Below are 15,768 nucleotides of genomic sequence, written 5' to 3'. Positions count from 1 at the left end.
CCCGGTCATGTGAGCATCCTCCGGCTTCCCCTCCTGCGCGGTCGCCTGCGCGTGTCGCGGTTGCCCGTGGTGGGTGACGCGGTGGTCGCCGCGGTCTGCTGCGGGTCCGCGCCGGTGTCGTCGGGCTTCTTGTGCGCCTGCTGCTCCTCGGCCGGGTCACCGGTGATCCTGGGCGCGGGGATGGTGCCGTCGGAGGAGACCTTCGGCAGGCCCTTCTGCGGGGTGGGCAGCAGCGCCTTCTTCTTGTCGATCGAGCCGTCGGCCTGCACGCCGTACAAGGCGCTGTAGATGTTGCGTACCGCCTCACCGGAGGCGCCGGAACCCGTACCGGCCTGGGCGATCGTCATGATCACCGTGTAGTCCTTGGAGTACGTCGCCAGCCAGGACGTGGTCTGCTTGCCGTAGACCTCGGCGGTACCGGTCTTGCCGTGCAGCGTGATCTTGTCCTGCGGCCAGCCCTGGAACTTCCACGCCGCGGTACCGCGGGTGATCACGCCCTCCAGGGCCGCGTTCATGCCCTTGAGGGTCTGCTTGTCGACCGGCAGCCGACCGCGGACCCTGGGCTTGATCTCGGTGACCCGCTTGCCGTCGGCGCTGATGATCGCCTTGCCGACGGTCGGCGCGTACATCGTGCCGCCGTTGGCGAGCGCGCCGTAGATCACGGCCTCCTGGATCGGGGTGACGAGGGTGTCGCCCTGGCCGATGGAGTAGTTGATCTCGTCACCGGCGCGCATCTTGTTGCCCTCGAGGCAGTTCTCGTAGGCGATCTTCTGGACGTAGTCGCCGTCCTTCTTGCCGGTCTTGCACCAGGCGTCCTTGTTGGCCTTCCAGTAGTTCTGCTTCCACTGGCGGTCCGGGACGCGGCCGGTGACCTCGTTGGGCAGGTCGATGCCGGTCTCCTTGCCGAGGCCGAACTGGTGGGCGGCCTTGAAGAAGTAGTCCTTCGGCCGGCCCTTCTTCGGGTTGATGCCGCCGTCCCGCTTCCACTCGCTGTGCGCCAGGCCGTAGAAGACGGTGTCGCAGGAGACCTCCAGCGCCCGGCCGAGCGAGATGGGACCGAAGTTCTCCCCCTCGAAGTTCTTGAAGACCTGGCCGCCCACCGAGTACGAGCTGGTGCAGGGGTAGCGGCCGTCGAAGTCGTAGCCGGCCTCGACCGCGGCGGCCGTGGAGACCACCTTGAACGTCGAACCGGGCGCGGACTGACCCTGTATGGCCCGGTTGAGCAGCGGGTAGTTGGACTTCTTGCCGGTGAGCTTGGCGTAGTCCTTGGCGGAGATGCCGCCGACCCACACGTTCGGGTCGTACGTCGGGTTGGAGGCCATCGCGACGATCCGGCCGGTCCTGGCCTCCATGACGACGACGGCACCGGAGTCGGCCTTGTATTTCTCGCCGGTGACCTTGTCGTACTGCTGGCGGGCGACCTTCATCGCCTTGTCCAACTGGTACTCGGCGACCCGCTGAACGCGGGCGTCGATGCTGGTGACGAGGTTGTCGCCGGGCTGGGCGGCGTCGGACTCGGCCTTGCCGATGACCCGGCCGAGGTTGTCCACCTCGTAGCGGGTCACGCCCGCCTTGCCGCGCAACTGCTTGTCGTACTGGCGCTCCAGGCCGGAGCGGCCCACCTGGTCGGAGCGCAGGTAGGGCGAGTCGGTGTTCTTGGCCTGCTGGATCTCCTGGTCGGTGACCGGGCCGAGGTAGCCGAGCACCTGGGCGGTGTTGGCGCCGCCGGGGCTCGGGTAGCGGCGCACCGCCTCCGGCTCGGCGGTGATGCCGGGGAAGTCCTCGGAGCGCTCGCGGATCTGCAGGGCCTGCTTGGGGGTGGCCTCGTCGGTGATGGGGATGGGCTGGTACGGCGAGCCGTTCCAACAGGGCTGCGGGGTCTTGGCGTCGCACAGCCGGACCTTCTGCAGCACCTCCTTCGGGTCCATGCCGAGGACGCCGGCGAGCTTGGTCAGCACCGCCTTGCCGTCGTCCTTCTGCTTCAGCAGGTCCGTGCGGGAGGCGGAGACCACCAGCCGGGTCTCGTTGTCGGCGAGCGGCACGCCGCGCGCGTCCAGGATCGAGCCGCGCACGGCGGGCTGGACGACCTGCTGGACGTGGTTGCCCGACGCCTCCTTCTGGTATTCGGCGCCCTGCCGGATCTGCAGGTACCACAGCCGTGCGCCGAGCGTGCCGAGGAGGGAGAGGACGAGGATCTGGATGACGACGAGCCGGGTCTGGACGCGGGGCGTCCGCCCGGTCTCGGGAATGTTGGTCACGGCTGCCTCCCCCTCTCAGTGCGTCACCGGACGTGTGCGGACGGTCGCACGGGCGCGGACGAGTGATGAACGACCGGCCCGCACGGCCCGGTTCCTGTTGGGCTCACCCGTTCCGGTGAACTTCCGCTTCCCTGTCCTCACAGCCGCTTGACCCCCTTGATGCGCCCGGCCTTGGCCACCCGGGCGCGGGCGGCGCGGTTCTTCAGCCCGGTCAGCCCGCCGCGGTCGCCGACGCGCAGGCCGGTGCCGGAGGAGAGCCAGCCGGAGGAGATGTCGGTGCTCTGCACGGCGGAGGTGTCGGCGAGCGGGTCGTTCTCGGCGCGGCGGGCCAGCGCCATCACCCCCGGCACGACGAACGGCGCGAGCAGCAGGTCGTACAGGGCGGCCGTGAACAGCAGCCCGGGCAGGCCGACATGACGGGCCGCGGTGTCGCCGACCAGGGCGCCCACGCCGGCGTACAGCAGCGTGGAGCCGATCGCGGCGGCGACCACGGTGGCCATGGGGCCGGTCGCGGACTTCACCTGCCCGGTCTCCGGCTTGATCAGCCCGGCGAAGTAGCCGGTCACGCACAGCACCAGGGCGTAGCGGCCGGCGGCGTGGTCGGCGGGCGGGGCGAGGTCGGCCAGCAGGCCGGCGCCGAAGCCGACGAGGGCGCCGCCCACGTGGCCGTAGACCATCGCCAGGCCCAGGACGGTGAGCAGCAGCAGGTCGGGGACGGCACCGGGCAGGTGCAGGCGGGCGAGGACACTGACCTGGACGACCAGGGCGACCACCACCAGGGCGGTGGAGAGCAGCATCCGGTTGACGCGCATGGGATTTCAGCTCCTACTGCAGTTGCTGCTGGTCGCCGTTCTGTTGGCCGTTCTGCTGGCCGTTCTCTTGGCCGTTCTGTCGGCCGTTCTGTTCGCCGGCCTGCTGCTCGCCGGCCTGCTGCTCGCCGGCCTGCTGCTCGCCGGCCGCCGACGCGCTCGCAGAGGGGGTGACCGTCACGGTGACGGTCGGGGTGGGCGTCGGCTTCGGCTTGGGCGGCAGCACCGTGTCCCGCGGATCCTTCTTCGGGGCCTGCACGACGACGCCGACGATGTCGAGCTTGGTGAAGGACACGAACGGCGTGACGTAGACCGTGCGGGTCAGGTCGCCGCCGGAGGGGTCGACGCGGGAGACGACCCCGACCGGCACGCCCGGCACGAACGGCCGGTCGGCCTGCGAGCCGAAGGTGACGAGCCGGTCGCCCTTCTTCACCTCGGCCTTGCCGTTGAGCAGTTGCACCCGCAGCGGGCGGTCGCCCTGGCCGGAGGCGAAGCCGAGCTCGTCGCTGCCCTCCATGCGGGTGCCGACGGTGAAGTCCGGGTCGTTGGCGAGCAGGACGGTCGCGGTGTCGGGGCCGACCGTGGTGACACGGCCGACCAGGCCGTCGCCGTTGAGCACGGTCATGTCCCGTTTGATGCCGTCGTTGGCGCCGGCGTCGATGGTGATGGTCCAGGAGAAGCCCTGCGCCGCTCCTATCGCGATGACCTGGGCGCCCTTGAGGCCGTACTGCCCCTCGCCGGCCAGCCGCAGCATCCTGTCGAGCTGCTTCAGGCGGCTGCGGTTGCGGTCGTCGCTGCCCAGCCGGGCCTTGAGCGCCGCGTTCTCCTTCTCCAGGCGGGCGATCCGGTCGTGCCGCTCCCCGGACTCCCGGACCGCGGAGACCGCGTTGCCGACCGGGTCGACCACGGACGACACGCCGTTCTCGACGGGCCCGAAGACGGTGGCCGCGGCCCGCCGGGCGCCGTCGACCGGGGAGTTCTGCCCGCCGCGGATGTCCACCGTGATCAGCGCGAACGCGATGGCGATCAGCAGCACCAGGAGCAGCCGGCTCTCTCGTGTGTCCCTCACGTGCGGCGGCCGTGCCTTCCTCGTCGGATCCGGAAAGCCCCCGCCGGACGCGCGGGGCTCATTGCGGGGAGCTGTGTGCTCGAAGTGTGTGCTCGAAGCCGGAGCGAAGCTCCGGGGAACTCGGTGGAGCGAGCTCTACGGGGGCGGGAGGTTCATGGGGGGAGGGGGTTCCTGGGGAGGTCGAGGAGGGAGAAGCTTCATGGGGGAGCTTATGCCTCCCTATCAACGGTCCGCCGTACGAGAGGAGATCATCTCGTACGGCGGAACCGAAGATTTACCTCATCTGCGCGGCTGTGCGTCCAGGACCTGCTGGAGGGCCTCGAACTCCTCCACGCACTTGCCGGAGCCGAGCGCCACGCTGTCCAGCGGGTCCTCGGCGATGTGGATGGGCATGCCGGTCTCCCGGCGCAGCCGCTCGTCCAGGCCGCGCAGCAGGGCGCCGCCGCCGGTGAGCACGATGCCGCGGTCCATGATGTCGCCGGACAGCTCCGGCGGGCACTTGTCGAGGGTCGTCTTGACCGCGTCGACGATGGCGTTGACCGGCTCCTCGATCGCCTTGCGCACCTCGGCGGCGGAGATCACGACCGTCTTGGGCAGCCCCGAGACCAGGTCCCGGCCGCGGATCTCGGTGTGCTCGTCGGTTTCGAGGTCGTACGCCGAACCGATCGTGATCTTGATTTGCTCGGCCGTGCGCTCACCCAGCAGCAGGCTGTACTCCTTCTTCACGTACTGGATGATCGCGTTGTCCAGCTCGTCACCGGCGACGCGGATGGACTGCGCGGTGACGATGCCGCCGAGGGAGATGACCGCGACCTCCGTGGTGCCGCCGCCGATGTCCACCACCATGTTGCCCGTGGCCTCGTGGACCGGCAGGCCGGCGCCGATGGCGGCGGCCATGGGCTCCTCGATGATGTGCACCTGCCGGGCGCCGGCCTGGGAGGAGGCCTCGATGACGGCCCGGCGCTCCACCCCGGTGATGCCCGAGGGCACGCACACCACGACCCGCGGCCGCGCCAGATAGCGCCGCTTGTGGACCTTGAGGATGAAGTAGCGGAGCATCCGCTCGGTGATCTCGAAGTCGGCGATGACGCCGTCCTTCAGCGGACGCACGGCCACGATGTTGCCAGGCGTCCGTCCGATCATCTTCTTCGCTTCCGCGCCGACCGCGAGGATGCCACCGGTGTTGGTGTTGATCGCGACGACGGACGGCTCGTTGAGCACGATCCCGCGACCCCTGACGTACACCAGCGTGTTGGCGGTCCCGAGGTCGACAGCCATGTCACGGCCGATGAACGACATAGAGTTCCCCATCCGGATTCATCTGGCCTTCCCGCGAGCTTTTGAGGGCTTTTCAGGTCGGCGAGGCGGGTGCTGTGACGTGAGGCTTCCATCGTAGACGCGCCTGCACGGACACTGCGCGAGGGTCTTGGCCATTGTCAGCAGACGACGCGGCGCCTCGCTTGTGGAGACGATCCAATGGAGGCAATCGTTCCCCCGATCGGGGCGCATATGCCGTGGGGCGGCCGGTTTCGCCCGGCCGCCCCGGCCGGTCGGGGCCCGCACAACTGACGAGGCGTCAGAAAAATGACGGCGTGAAAATTTCAGGCGCGGCCCGGGAAGAAGATCTTCACTTCGCGCTCGGCGGACTCCTCCGAGTCCGAGGCGTGGATCAGGTTCTCCCGGACGATCACCCCGAAGTCGCCCCGGATCGACCCGGGCGGCGCCGCGATCGGGTCCGTCGGCCCGGCCAGCGCCCGCACGCCCTCGACGACCCGCTCGCCCTCGACGATCATCGCGACGACGGGGCCGGAGGACATGAACTCGATCAGGGGCTCGTAGAAGGGGCGGCCCACGTGCTCGGCGTAGTGCTGCTCCAGGGTCGCACGGTCCAGGGTGCGCAGTTCCAGCGCGGTGATCCGCCAGTCCGCCTTGCGCTCGATACGGCTGATGATCTCGCCGACCAGCGAGCGGCGGACCGCGTCCGGCTTCAGGAGGACGAGAGTGCGCTGGGTCATGGTGAACGGCTCCCTTGCAGGCCAGGAAGTGTGCGATGGCCCGAGGCTACCGGTTTCCGGCGAGGCGGTCGCACCCGGACCGCTCCGGTGGCGCCCCCGCGCGGGCGGGGACCGCGTCCGGCGGCCCGCCGCACGCGGCGCGGTCGCCCCGCACGGTCACCCCGCGCGGTCGCCCGGCGCGGTCACCCGGCGTCGGCCCCGGAAACCCCCGGCGCTCCCGGCGACTCCGCCGCCCCCGCCGCCCCCGGCGACTCCGGGGCCCCCGACGCCTCCGCCTGGGCCGCGAAACGGGCCTTGGCCTCGTCGACCTTGCGGCCGAAGTGGACGGAGGCCCACCACAGGGCGGCGAAGACGACGCCGAGGAAGAACATCGTCGGGACGACGAAGCCGGAGGCGATCAGCGCGAGCTGCAGGGCCCAGCCGAGGGCGACACCACCGGGGCGGGTCACCAGGCCGCACAGCAGCACGCACAGGGCCATGGCGATGCCGCTGACCGTCCACACGGCCGTCATGGACAAATCCGGGTCCTTCATGGCGACCAGGCCGGCGAAGCCGACGATGAAGAACTCGCCGATCAGCGTCGAGGAGCACAGCGTGCGCACGGCGGTACCTCAGCCCTTCTTCAGCAGCAGCCGGGCCTCGCCCACGGTGATGACGGAGCCGGTGACCAGCACCCCGCCGCCCGCGAACTCGCCCTCCTCCTCGGCCAGCGTGATCGCCGCCTCCAGCGCGTCCGGCAGCCGCGGCTCCACCTGGACCCGGTCCTCGCCGAACACCTCCACCGCCAGCGCGGCCAGCGCGTCGGCGTCCATCGCCCGGTGGCTGGAGTTCTGTGTGACCACGACCTCCGCGAAGATCGGCTCGAACGCCTCCAGCAGCCCGCGCACGTCCTTGTCGTCGCTGGCGCCCACGACCCCGATCAGCCGGCTGAACTGGAACGCCTCCTGGATCGCCTCGGCCGTCGCCCGCGCGCCCGCCGGGTTGTGCGCGGCGTCCAGCACCACGGTCGGCGAGCGCCGTACGACCTCCAGGCGGCCCGGCGAGGCCACGGACGCGAACGCCTTGCGCACCGTCTCCTCGTCCAGCGGCTCGGCGCGCTGCGCGCCCACCCCGAAGAACGCCTCCACGGCGGCGAGCGCCAGGGCCGCGTTGTGCGCCTGGTGCGCGCCGTGCAGCGGCAGGTACACGTCCGGGTACTCGCCGCCCAGCCCGCGCAGCGTCAGGAGCTGACCGCCGACCGCGACCCGCCGGGAGACCACCCCGAACTCCAGGCCCTCCCGGGCCACGGTCGCGTCGACCTCCACGGCCTTGCGCAGGATCACCTGCGCCGCGTCCACCGGCTGCTGCGCCAGCACCACCGTCGCGTCCCGCTTGACGATCCCGGCCTTCTCCCGCGCGATCTCGCCCGGTGTCGAGCCCAGCCGGTCGGTGTGGTCCAGGTCGATGGGCGTGATCACCGCGACCGGGGCGTCGATGACGTTGGTCGCGTCCCAGCTGCCGCCCATGCCGACCTCGACGACCGCCACGTCCACCGGCGCGTCCGCGAACGCGGCGTACGCCATGCCGGTCAGCACCTCGAAGAACGACAGCCGGTACTCCTGCCGCGCGTCCACCATCTCCACGTACGGCTTGATGTCGTGGTACGTCTCCACGAACCGCTCCGCGGGGATCGGCGCCCCGTCCAGGCTGATCCGCTCGGTGATCGACTGCACGTGCGGGGAGGTGTACCGCCCGGTGCGCAGCTCGAAGGCGCCGAGCAGCGCCTCGATCATGCGGGCCGTGGAGGTCTTGCCGTTGGTGCCGGTGATGTGGATGGCGGGGTACGACCGCTGCGGCTCGCCCAGCACGTCCATCAGCGCCGTGATCCGCGCGACCGACGGCTCCAGCTTGGTCTCGCCCCAGCGGGTGGCCAGCTCCGCCTCGACCTCGCGCAGCGCCCGGTCCACCTCCGGGTCCTCCGGCCGCGCCGGCACGTCCGCCTGCGGCGGGCCGCCCTGGGTGCGCAGTGTGCGGCTGCCGGCCTCGATGACGGCGAGGTCGGGATCGCGGTCGGTCTCCGCGGCGATGATCTCGTCGAAGGAGTCGAGGGGGTCGGGCTGGGGGGTGTCGTCGGGGAGCTTGCTCACGGTTGCCAGTCTACGGAGGTGCGCCGGCGCCCCGCCGCGAAGGCCCGCCCCAGCGGCGAAGGCCTACCCTCTGGCACAGCCCCCGGCCCCGCGGCGAAGGCCCCCGCCCCACGGCAGGGGCCGCGCCCGCGCCGAGGGCCCCGGAGCCGACGCGGCTTCCGGGGCCCTGGGTGCCGTGGCCGGCGGTCTCACGCCGGCGGCAGCTTCTCCAGCTGCGCCTGGATGCGCGCGATGTCCTCCTCGGCCTTGGCCAGCCGCGTGCGGATCTTGTCCACCACGTGCTCGGGCGCCTTGGCGAGGAAGGCCTCGTTGCCCAGCTTGGCCTCGGCCTGCTGCCGCTCCTTCTGCGCCGCCGCCAGGTCCTTGGCCAGCCGCTTGCGCTCCGCCGCGACGTCGATCACGCCGGACAGGTCGAGGGCGATCTCGGCCCCGGCGACGGGCAGGGTCGCCGTCGCGGTGAAGGTCCCGCCCGCGGGCTGCAGGCGCAGCATCTGCCGGATGGCGGCCTCGTGCGCGGCGAGCGGGGTGCCGTCGAGGGTGAGGCGGGCCGGGACGCGCTGGCCGGGCTGCAGGCCCTGGTCGGCGCGGAAGCGGCGGACCTCGGTGATGACCTCCTGCAGGAGGGCGATCTCCCGCTCGGCGGCCTCGTCGCGGAAGCCGCCCGGAAGGTCGGCCCCGGGAACGGACACGGCCGTCGGCCACTCGGCGACGACGAGCGACTCGCCGCCGGTCAGCGTGGTCCACAGCGTCTCGGTGACGAAGGGGACGACCGGGTGCAGCAGCCGCAGCGTGACGTCGAGGACCTCGCCCAGGACGCGCCGGGAGACGTCGGCGGCCTCGCCGCCCGCCTGGAAGGTGGTCTTGGACAGCTCGACGTACCAGTCGAAGACCTCGTCCCAGGCGAAGTGGAACAGCGCGTCGGACAGCTTGGCGAACTGGTAGTCGTCGTAGTACGCGTCGACCTCGGCGACGACCGCGTTCAGCCGGGAGAGGATCCACCGGTCGGTCGCCGACAGCTTCGACGCGTCCGGCAGCGGGCCCTGGACCGTCGCGCCGTTCATCAGCGCGAAGCGGGTGGCGTTCCAGATCTTGTTGCAGAAGTTGCGCGAACCCTGGACCCAGTCCTCGCCGATGGGCACGTCGACGCCGGGGTTGGCGCCGCGGGCGAGGGTGAAGCGCAGGGCGTCGGAGCCGTACTTGTCCATCCAGTCCAGCGGGTTGACGACGTTCCCGAAGGACTTGGACATCTTCTTGCCGTGCTGGTCGCGGACCATGCCGTGCAGCGCGATGGTGTGGAACGGCGGGGTGCCGTCCATCGCGTACAGGCCGAACATCATCATCCGGGCGACCCAGAAGAAGAGGATGTCGTAGCCGGTGACCAGGACGGAGTTCGGATAGAACTTCCGCAGGCTCTCGGTCTGCTCGGGCCAGCCCAGCGTGGAGAACGGCCACAGGCCGGAGGAGAACCAGGTGTCGAGGACGTCGCTGTCCTGGCGCCAGCCCTCACCGCTCGGCGGCTCCTCGTCCGGGCCGACGCAGACGACCTCGCCGTCGGGCCCGTACCAGACCGGGATGCGGTGGCCCCACCACAGCTGGCGCGAGATGCACCAGTCGTAGAGGTTGTCGACCCAGTCGAAGTAGCGCTTCTCCATCTCCCGCGGGTGGATGGTGACCCTGCCGTCGCGGACGGCGTCGCCGGCCGCCTTGGCCAGCGGGCCGACCTTGACCCACCACTGCAGGGACAGACGCGGCTCGATGGTGGTCTTGCAGCGCGAGCAGTGGCCGACGGAGTGGACGTAGGGCCGCTTCTCGGCGACGATCCGGCCCTCGGCGCGCAGCGCGGCGACGATGGCGGAGCGGGCCTCCAGCCGGTCCAGGCCCTGGAAGGGGCCGTGGGCGGTGATCACGGCGTGCTCGTCCATGATCGTCAGCGTGGGCAGGTCGTGGCGCCGGCCGATCTCGAAGTCGTTCGGGTCGTGGGCCGGGGTGACCTTGACGGCGCCGGTGCCGAACTCGGGGTCGACGTGCTCGTCGGCGACGACCGGGATGGAGCGGTCGGTCAGCGGCAGCTTGACGGTCCGGCCGACCAGGTGCCGGTAGCGCTCGTCGTCGGGGTGGACGGCGACCGCGGTGTCGCCGAGCATCGTCTCGGCGCGGGTGGTGGCGACGACGACCGAGTCCTCGCCCTCGCCGTACCGGATGGAGACCAGCTCGCCGTCGTCCTCCTGGTACTCCACCTCGATGTCGGAGATGGCGGTCAGGCAGCGCGGGCACCAGTTGATGATCCGCTCGGCGCGGTAGATCAGCCCGTCGTCGTAGAGCCGCTTGAAGATGGTCTGGACGGCCCGGGACAGGCCCTCGTCCATCGTGAAGCGCTCACGCGACCAGGCGACGCCGTCACCGAGGCGGCGCATCTGACCGGAGATCTGCCCGCCGGACTCCGCCTTCCACTGCCAGACCCGCTCGACGAAGGCCTCACGGCCCAGGTCGTGCCGGGACTTGCCCTCCTTGGCGAGCTCGCGCTCGACGACGTTCTGGGTGGCGATGCCGGCGTGGTCCATGCCGGGCTGCCACAGCGTCTCGTACCCCTGCATGCGCTTGCGGCGCGTGAGGGCGTCGATGAGGGTGTGCTCGAAGGCGTGGCCCAGGTGGAGGCTGCCCGTGACGTTCGGCGGCGGGATGACGACGCAGTACGGCGGCTTGTCGCTCTTCTCGTCCGCCTCGAAGTAACCGCGCTCCACCCAACGCTCGTACAGCGGCCCCTCTACGTCGGCCGGCACGTACTGGGTCGGCAGGTCGGTGGTGGTCGCGGGTGGCTGCTGCTGAGCGTTCTCGGTCACGGGGGTCAGTTTAGAGGCGTCACAGCCTCGTCCCGAAACGCGTTTGTCCCGTCCCGAAACGCGTTCGTTGTGTAACGGTCCGCTCCCCCGCCGCCCGGTGCGCCGGGCCTGTCGGCCAGGATGTGGGCATCGCACAAGCGTCTGGAGGGGAACCCAGAACCATGAGCCACAACCAGCCGGGCCCGTACGGCGGGCAGCCCCAGCAGCCCGGACCGTACGGGCAGCCCGGACCGTACGGCGGACCGCCGCCGCAGGCGCCGCAGCCCGGCTACGGCCAGCCGCCCGCTCCGCCGGTTCCACCCACTCCGCCCGTCCAGCCCGGCTACGGCTATCCGCAGGCCCCGCAGGGCGTCCCGCCGCAGCCGGGCCCGTACGCCCAGCAACCCGCCCAGCCCTACGGCCAGCAACCCACCCAGCCCTACGGGCAGCAGCCCGTCTACGGCCAGCAGCCGCCGTACGGCCAGGCCCCCTACGGCCCGCCGCAGCCGCCCGCGGCGGGCGGCGGGAAGAAGAAGGCGGCCATCATCGTCGGCGCGGTGGTCGTGGTGGCGGCGGTGGGCGTGGGCGCATCCCTCGTCGTCGGCGGGGGCTCCTCGGGCCTCGCGGACGACGGCCCGCACAAGCTGACGACGCCGGCGACGGTGCTCACCGAGTACAAGCGGGTCACCAAGGACAGCGACAACGGCACGGACACCGTGCGGGATTTGCGCAAGAGCGGCGTGCAGGACGGCACGGCGGTCTTCGCCCAGTACTCGACGGCCGACCTGAGCGGCTACGACCCGCGGGACCCGTCCACCGTGCCCGACAAGAGCACGATGCTGACGGCCAAGGGCATCACCGTCGTCGGCGCCTACGGCAAAATCGCCGATCCGCAGGCGTCCCTGGACAAGTTCTTCGCCGGCATCCAGAAGGACGTCAGGAAGAACGGCTCCGGCGACAGCGGTTCGTCGGGCGGCGGCTTCACCCACACCGAACTCGTGGGGCAGCCGGAGTCGGTGGACGTGGACGGCGCGGTGATGAAGTGCCAGGCGGTCAAGGGCACCAACGCCCTGACCAAGCAGCGGCAGACCCACTGGTTCTGCGCGTGGGCGGACTACAGCACCATGGCGATGGTCTCGCCCGGCGACAACGCGGCGGACACCCCCAAGGACACCGCCGTGGACCTCACCACCAAGCTGCGCACGGAGATCCGCGTCAAGGCCTGACACCACGAGGCCCGGCACCACGAGGTCCGGACACGCGAAGGGCCCCGGCCGGTCGGCCGGGGCCCTTCCCACGTAAGCCGGGGCTTCCCGCGTAAGCCGGGGCTTCCTGCGTAAGGGGGTTACGCCGTCTTCTGCTCGCCCGGGCCGCGGCCGCGGGCGTCCCTCGGGATGAGGGTCGGGTTGACGTTGGACAGGACGACGTCGGCGGTGATGACGACGCGGGCGACGTCCTTGCGGGAGGGCACCTCGTACATCACGCCCTGGAGGACCTCCTCCATGATGGCGCGCAGGCCGCGGGCGCCGGTCTGGCGCAGGATGGCCTGGTCGGCGATGGCCTCCAGCGCGCCGCGCTCGAACTCCAGCTCCACACCGTCGAGTTCGAACAGCCGCTTGTACTGCTTCACCAGCGCGTTGCGCGGCTCGACGAGGATCTTCAGCAGGGCCTCGCGGTCGAGGTTGTGCACGGAGGTGATGACCGGCAGGCGGCCGATGAACTCGGGGATCATGCCGAACTTGACCAGGTCCTCGGGCATGACGTCCTGGAACATGTCCCGGGACTCCAGCTCCCGCTTGGAGCGGATGGTCGCGCCGAAGCCGATGCCCTTGGCGCCCGCCCGCGCCTCGATGATCTTCTCCAGGCCCGCGAAGGCGCCGCCCACGATGAACAGGACGTTCGTCGTGTCGATCTGGATGAACTCCTGGTGCGGGTGCTTGCGGCCGCCCTGCGGCGGCACGGACGCCGTCGTGCCCTCCAGGATCTTCAGCAGGGCCTGCTGGACGCCCTCGCCGCTGACGTCGCGCGTGATCGACGGGTTCTCGCTCTTGCGGGCGACCTTGTCGATCTCGTCGATGTAGATGATCCCGGTCTCGGCCTTCTTGACGTCGTAGTCGGCGGCCTGGATCAGCTTCAGCAGGATGTTCTCGACGTCCTCGCCGACGTAGCCGGCCTCCGTCAGCGCCGTGGCGTCGGCGATCGCGAACGGGACGTTCAGCATGCGGGCCAGGGTCTGGGCGAGCAGCGTCTTGCCCGATCCCGTCGGGCCGAGCAGCAGGATGTTGGACTTCGCCAGTTCGATGCCGTCGTCGCGGCCCTGCCCGCCGTTCTCACCGGCCTGGACCCGTTTGTAGTGGTTGTACACCGCGACGGAGAGCGCCTTCTTCGCGGCCTCCTGGCCGACGACGTAGCTCTCGAGGAACTCGTAGATCTCGCGGGGCTTGGGCAGTTCCTCCCAGCGCACCTCGCTGGTCTCCGCGAGCTCCTCCTCGATGATCTCGTTGCAGAGATCGATGCACTCGTCGCAGATGTACACACCGGGCCCTGCGATGAGCTTCTTGACCTGCTTCTGGCTCTTGCCGCAGAACGAGCACTTGAGCAGATCGCCGCCGTCACCGATGCGTGCCACGGTGTGCTTCCCCTTCGCCTGGGACCCGCCTAGGTCGAGCGGCTCCTGGTGCTGCCTTATGTCCGACGGTACCTTGCCGGGCCCCTCGTTCGGGCCCCCCTTGGCGCGGTTCGGCTCGACGTGAACCGTGCCGAACCGTGCCAAGGGCGGCAGACGATACCCTCCCCCGTGCGGGGGAACCCCGCCGCGTCAGCGGATCGCGGCGTTGTTCATCTTCCGGGTGGAGATGATCTGGTCGACGAGACCGTAGTTCAGCGCCTCCTCGGCCGTGAGGATCTTGTCGCGCTCGATGTCCTCGCGGATCTTCTCGATGGGCTGGCTGGAGTGCTTGGCCAGCATCTCCTCCAGCTGCGCGCGCATCCGCAGGATCTCGTTGGCGGCGATCTCCAGGTCGGAGACCTGGCCGCGGCCGGTCTCGCTGTAGGGCTGGTGGATCAGCACGCGGGCGTTGGGCAGCGCCATGCGCTTGCCGGGCGTGCCGGCCGCCAGCAGGACGGCGGCGGCGGAGGCGGCCTGGCCCATGCAGACCGTCTGGATGTCCGGCTTCACGAACTGCATCGTGTCGTAGATGGCCGTGAGCGCGGTGAAGGAGCCGCCGGGGCTGTTGATGTAGACCGAGATGTCCCGGTCGGGGTCCATCGACTCCAGGCACAGCAGCTGCGCCATGACGTCGTTGGCGGAGGCGTCGTCGATCTGCACGCCGAGGAAGATCACGCGCTCCTCGAACAGCTTCGCGTACGGGTCGTACTCGCGGATGCCCTGCGAGGTGCGCTCGACGAAGCGCGGGATGACGTAGCGGGACTCGGCGGTGGGACCGGTGTACTCGGCGCGCATGCGCTCGTACAGGCCGCTGCCGGGGAAGTCGTTCACGGTGTCTCCTGAAAGGGGCTGGGGCGGTCGGCTGGGGCTGGCGGGTGGGGCGTGGCGGCCCCGTGGAGGCTTCGGCGCCGCCCGCGGGCCCGGGGTGGGCCGGCGGGGGCTGCGGGCCCGGGTGGGCCGGCGGGGGCTGCTGCGGCCGGCTGCGGGCCTGCGGACCCTTGGGGCTCCGCGGGTCCGGCTGCGGCCCCGGGCGGGCTGCCGGCTGCCGGGTCCGGCCGGTGGGCCCGGTGGTCCCGGCGGCCCTGCGGGGTCGGCGGGGCGGCCGGTTCCGGCGGGCGGTGCGGGCCGGGCCGCCGGCTTCGGGGCCGTAGAGGCCCTGGGTGCGCCGCATCGCCGCCGGGGCGCGGTACCGCGGCCGGGAGACCGGGAAGCCGCGTGGAAGGCTGTACGGCGGTCCTACGGGCTTCTGCGGGCCCGTGGGCACGGAGTGCAGCCGACCCGGGGCTTCCCGGGGCCTTACCGGAGCGGCAGCCGGTCCCGCGGGCCGGGGTGGGGCCGCGGGACCGGCTCAGGCCCCGGTGCCGCCTCCGCCCGGCATGCCGGCGGCCGTGGCGATGACGTCGTCGACGAGGCCGTACTCCTTGGCCTCGTAGGCGTCGAACCAGCGGTCGCGGTCCGAGTCGCGGATGATCTGCTCGACCGTCTGACCGGTGTGGAAGGCGGTGAGCTCGGCCATCCGCTTCTTGGTGTGCAGCAGCCGCTCGGCGTGGATCTTGATGTCGGAGGCCGAACCGGCCAGGCCGGCGGACGGCTGGTGGATCAGGATCTCGGCGTTGGGCAGCGCGAAGCGTTTGCCGCGGGTGCCGGCGCTGAGCAGGAACTGACCCATCGAGGCCGCGAGGCCCATGGCGATCGTCACCACGTCGTTCTTGATGTACTGCATGGTGTCGTAGATCGCCATGCCGGCCGTGATCGAACCGCCCGGGCTGTTGATGTACAGGTAGATGTCCTTGTCCGGGTCGGCGGCAAGGAGCAGCAGCTGTGCGGTGATCTTGTTCGCGATGTCGTCGTCGACCGGCTGGCCGAGGAAGATGATCCGCTCGTTGAGCAGCCGGTTGTAGACCTGGTCGCCGAGGCCACCACCGATGGAAGGCTCGCCGGCGGCGGAGGGCATCAGATTCGTCACGTATCCACCTGCTCGTCTTACGACGGCGCCGGGCCGTC

12 protein-coding genes are annotated in these 15,768 nt (G+C 70.9%); 1 reads left to right on the top strand and 11 read right to left on the bottom strand.

Features of this window, described 5'->3' with window-relative positions; genetic code table 11:
• Positions 1–5: 5 nt before the first annotated feature.
• From mrdA to IE225_RS03000, 8 genes are all read right to left on the bottom strand, one after another.
• Complete coding sequence (gene mrdA / locus IE225_RS03035) at positions 6–2,258, bottom strand: penicillin-binding protein 2 (RefSeq protein WP_190055729.1); 2,253 nt, start codon at positions 2,256–2,258, stop codon at positions 6–8.
• A gap of 137 nt (positions 2,259–2,395) precedes the next feature.
• Positions 2,396–3,070 (bottom strand): rod shape-determining protein MreD, encoded by a 675-nt coding sequence (gene mreD / locus IE225_RS03030; protein ID WP_190055728.1) that lies wholly within the window; start codon positions 3,068–3,070, stop codon positions 2,396–2,398.
• A gap of 13 nt (positions 3,071–3,083) precedes the next feature.
• Positions 3,084–4,136 (bottom strand): rod shape-determining protein MreC, encoded by a 1,053-nt coding sequence (gene mreC / locus IE225_RS03025; RefSeq protein WP_190055727.1) that lies wholly within the window; start codon positions 4,134–4,136, stop codon positions 3,084–3,086.
• A gap of 279 nt (positions 4,137–4,415) precedes the next feature.
• Positions 4,416–5,435 carry a rod shape-determining protein gene (locus IE225_RS03020; protein WP_190055726.1) on the bottom strand — a complete coding sequence of 340 codons (1,020 nt, stop codon included), beginning with the start codon at positions 5,433–5,435 and terminating at the stop codon, positions 4,416–4,418.
• Between the two features lie 302 nt (positions 5,436–5,737).
• Complete coding sequence (ndk, locus tag IE225_RS03015; protein WP_190055725.1) at positions 5,738–6,151, bottom strand: nucleoside-diphosphate kinase; 414 nt, start codon at positions 6,149–6,151, stop codon at positions 5,738–5,740.
• Positions 6,152–6,333: 182 nt separating this feature from the next.
• Positions 6,334–6,753 (bottom strand): DUF4233 domain-containing protein, encoded by a 420-nt coding sequence (locus IE225_RS03010; protein WP_190055724.1) that lies wholly within the window; start codon positions 6,751–6,753, stop codon positions 6,334–6,336.
• A gap of 9 nt (positions 6,754–6,762) precedes the next feature.
• Positions 6,763–8,277 carry a bifunctional tetrahydrofolate synthase/dihydrofolate synthase gene (folC, locus tag IE225_RS03005; RefSeq protein ID WP_190055723.1) on the bottom strand — a complete coding sequence of 505 codons (1,515 nt, stop codon included), beginning with the start codon at positions 8,275–8,277 and terminating at the stop codon, positions 6,763–6,765.
• 188 nt (positions 8,278–8,465) lie between these two features.
• A complete protein-coding gene (locus tag IE225_RS03000; protein WP_190055722.1) occupies positions 8,466–11,117 on the bottom strand; it encodes a valine--tRNA ligase in 2,652 nt (883 codons plus the stop codon).
• A gap of 161 nt (positions 11,118–11,278) precedes the next feature.
• Between IE225_RS03000 and IE225_RS02995 the strand changes: the two genes are divergently transcribed.
• Positions 11,279–12,322 (top strand): hypothetical protein, encoded by a 1,044-nt coding sequence (locus IE225_RS02995; RefSeq protein WP_190055721.1) that lies wholly within the window; start codon positions 11,279–11,281, stop codon positions 12,320–12,322.
• Between the two features lie 119 nt (positions 12,323–12,441).
• Here IE225_RS02995 and clpX read toward each other — a convergent pair whose 3' ends face one another.
• The 3 genes from clpX to IE225_RS02980 form a co-directional block, all read right to left on the bottom strand.
• Positions 12,442–13,725 carry an ATP-dependent Clp protease ATP-binding subunit ClpX gene (clpX, locus tag IE225_RS02990; RefSeq protein ID WP_190055720.1) on the bottom strand — a complete coding sequence of 428 codons (1,284 nt, stop codon included), beginning with the start codon at positions 13,723–13,725 and terminating at the stop codon, positions 12,442–12,444.
• 189 nt (positions 13,726–13,914) lie between these two features.
• A complete protein-coding gene (locus IE225_RS02985; protein ID WP_308432438.1) occupies positions 13,915–14,595 on the bottom strand; it encodes an ATP-dependent Clp protease proteolytic subunit in 681 nt (226 codons plus the stop codon).
• 517 nt (positions 14,596–15,112) lie between these two features.
• Positions 15,113–15,718: an ATP-dependent Clp protease proteolytic subunit gene (locus IE225_RS02980; protein ID WP_190056076.1), complete on the bottom strand. Its 606-nt coding sequence runs from the start codon at positions 15,716–15,718 to the stop codon at positions 15,113–15,115.
• Positions 15,719–15,768 lie beyond the last annotated feature (50 nt).

The organism is Streptomyces echinoruber (assembly GCF_014651135.1).
GTDB classification, from domain to species: domain Bacteria; phylum Actinomycetota; class Actinomycetes; order Streptomycetales; family Streptomycetaceae; genus Streptomyces; species Streptomyces echinoruber.
Note: the sequence above shows the minus strand (reverse complement) of the source record. Positions and strands in the feature narration are given on the sequence as shown.

Bases quoted from the DNA above. Each gene is read 5' to 3' on its own strand.
- mreD (WP_190055728.1), bottom strand. From the start codon at position 3,070: ATGCGCGTCAACCGGATGCTGCTCTCCACCGCCCTGGTGGTGGTCGCC.
- IE225_RS03020 (WP_190055726.1), bottom strand. From the start codon at position 5,435: ATGTCGTTCATCGGCCGTGACATGGCTGTCGACCTCGGGACCGCCAAC.
- ndk (WP_190055725.1), bottom strand. From the start codon at position 6,151: ATGACCCAGCGCACTCTCGTCCTCCTGAAGCCGGACGCGGTCCGCCGC.
- IE225_RS02995 (WP_190055721.1), top strand. From the start codon at position 11,279: ATGAGCCACAACCAGCCGGGCCCGTACGGCGGGCAGCCCCAGCAGCCC.
- IE225_RS02980 (WP_190056076.1), bottom strand. From the start codon at position 15,718: ATGCCCTCCGCCGCCGGCGAGCCTTCCATCGGTGGTGGCCTCGGCGAC.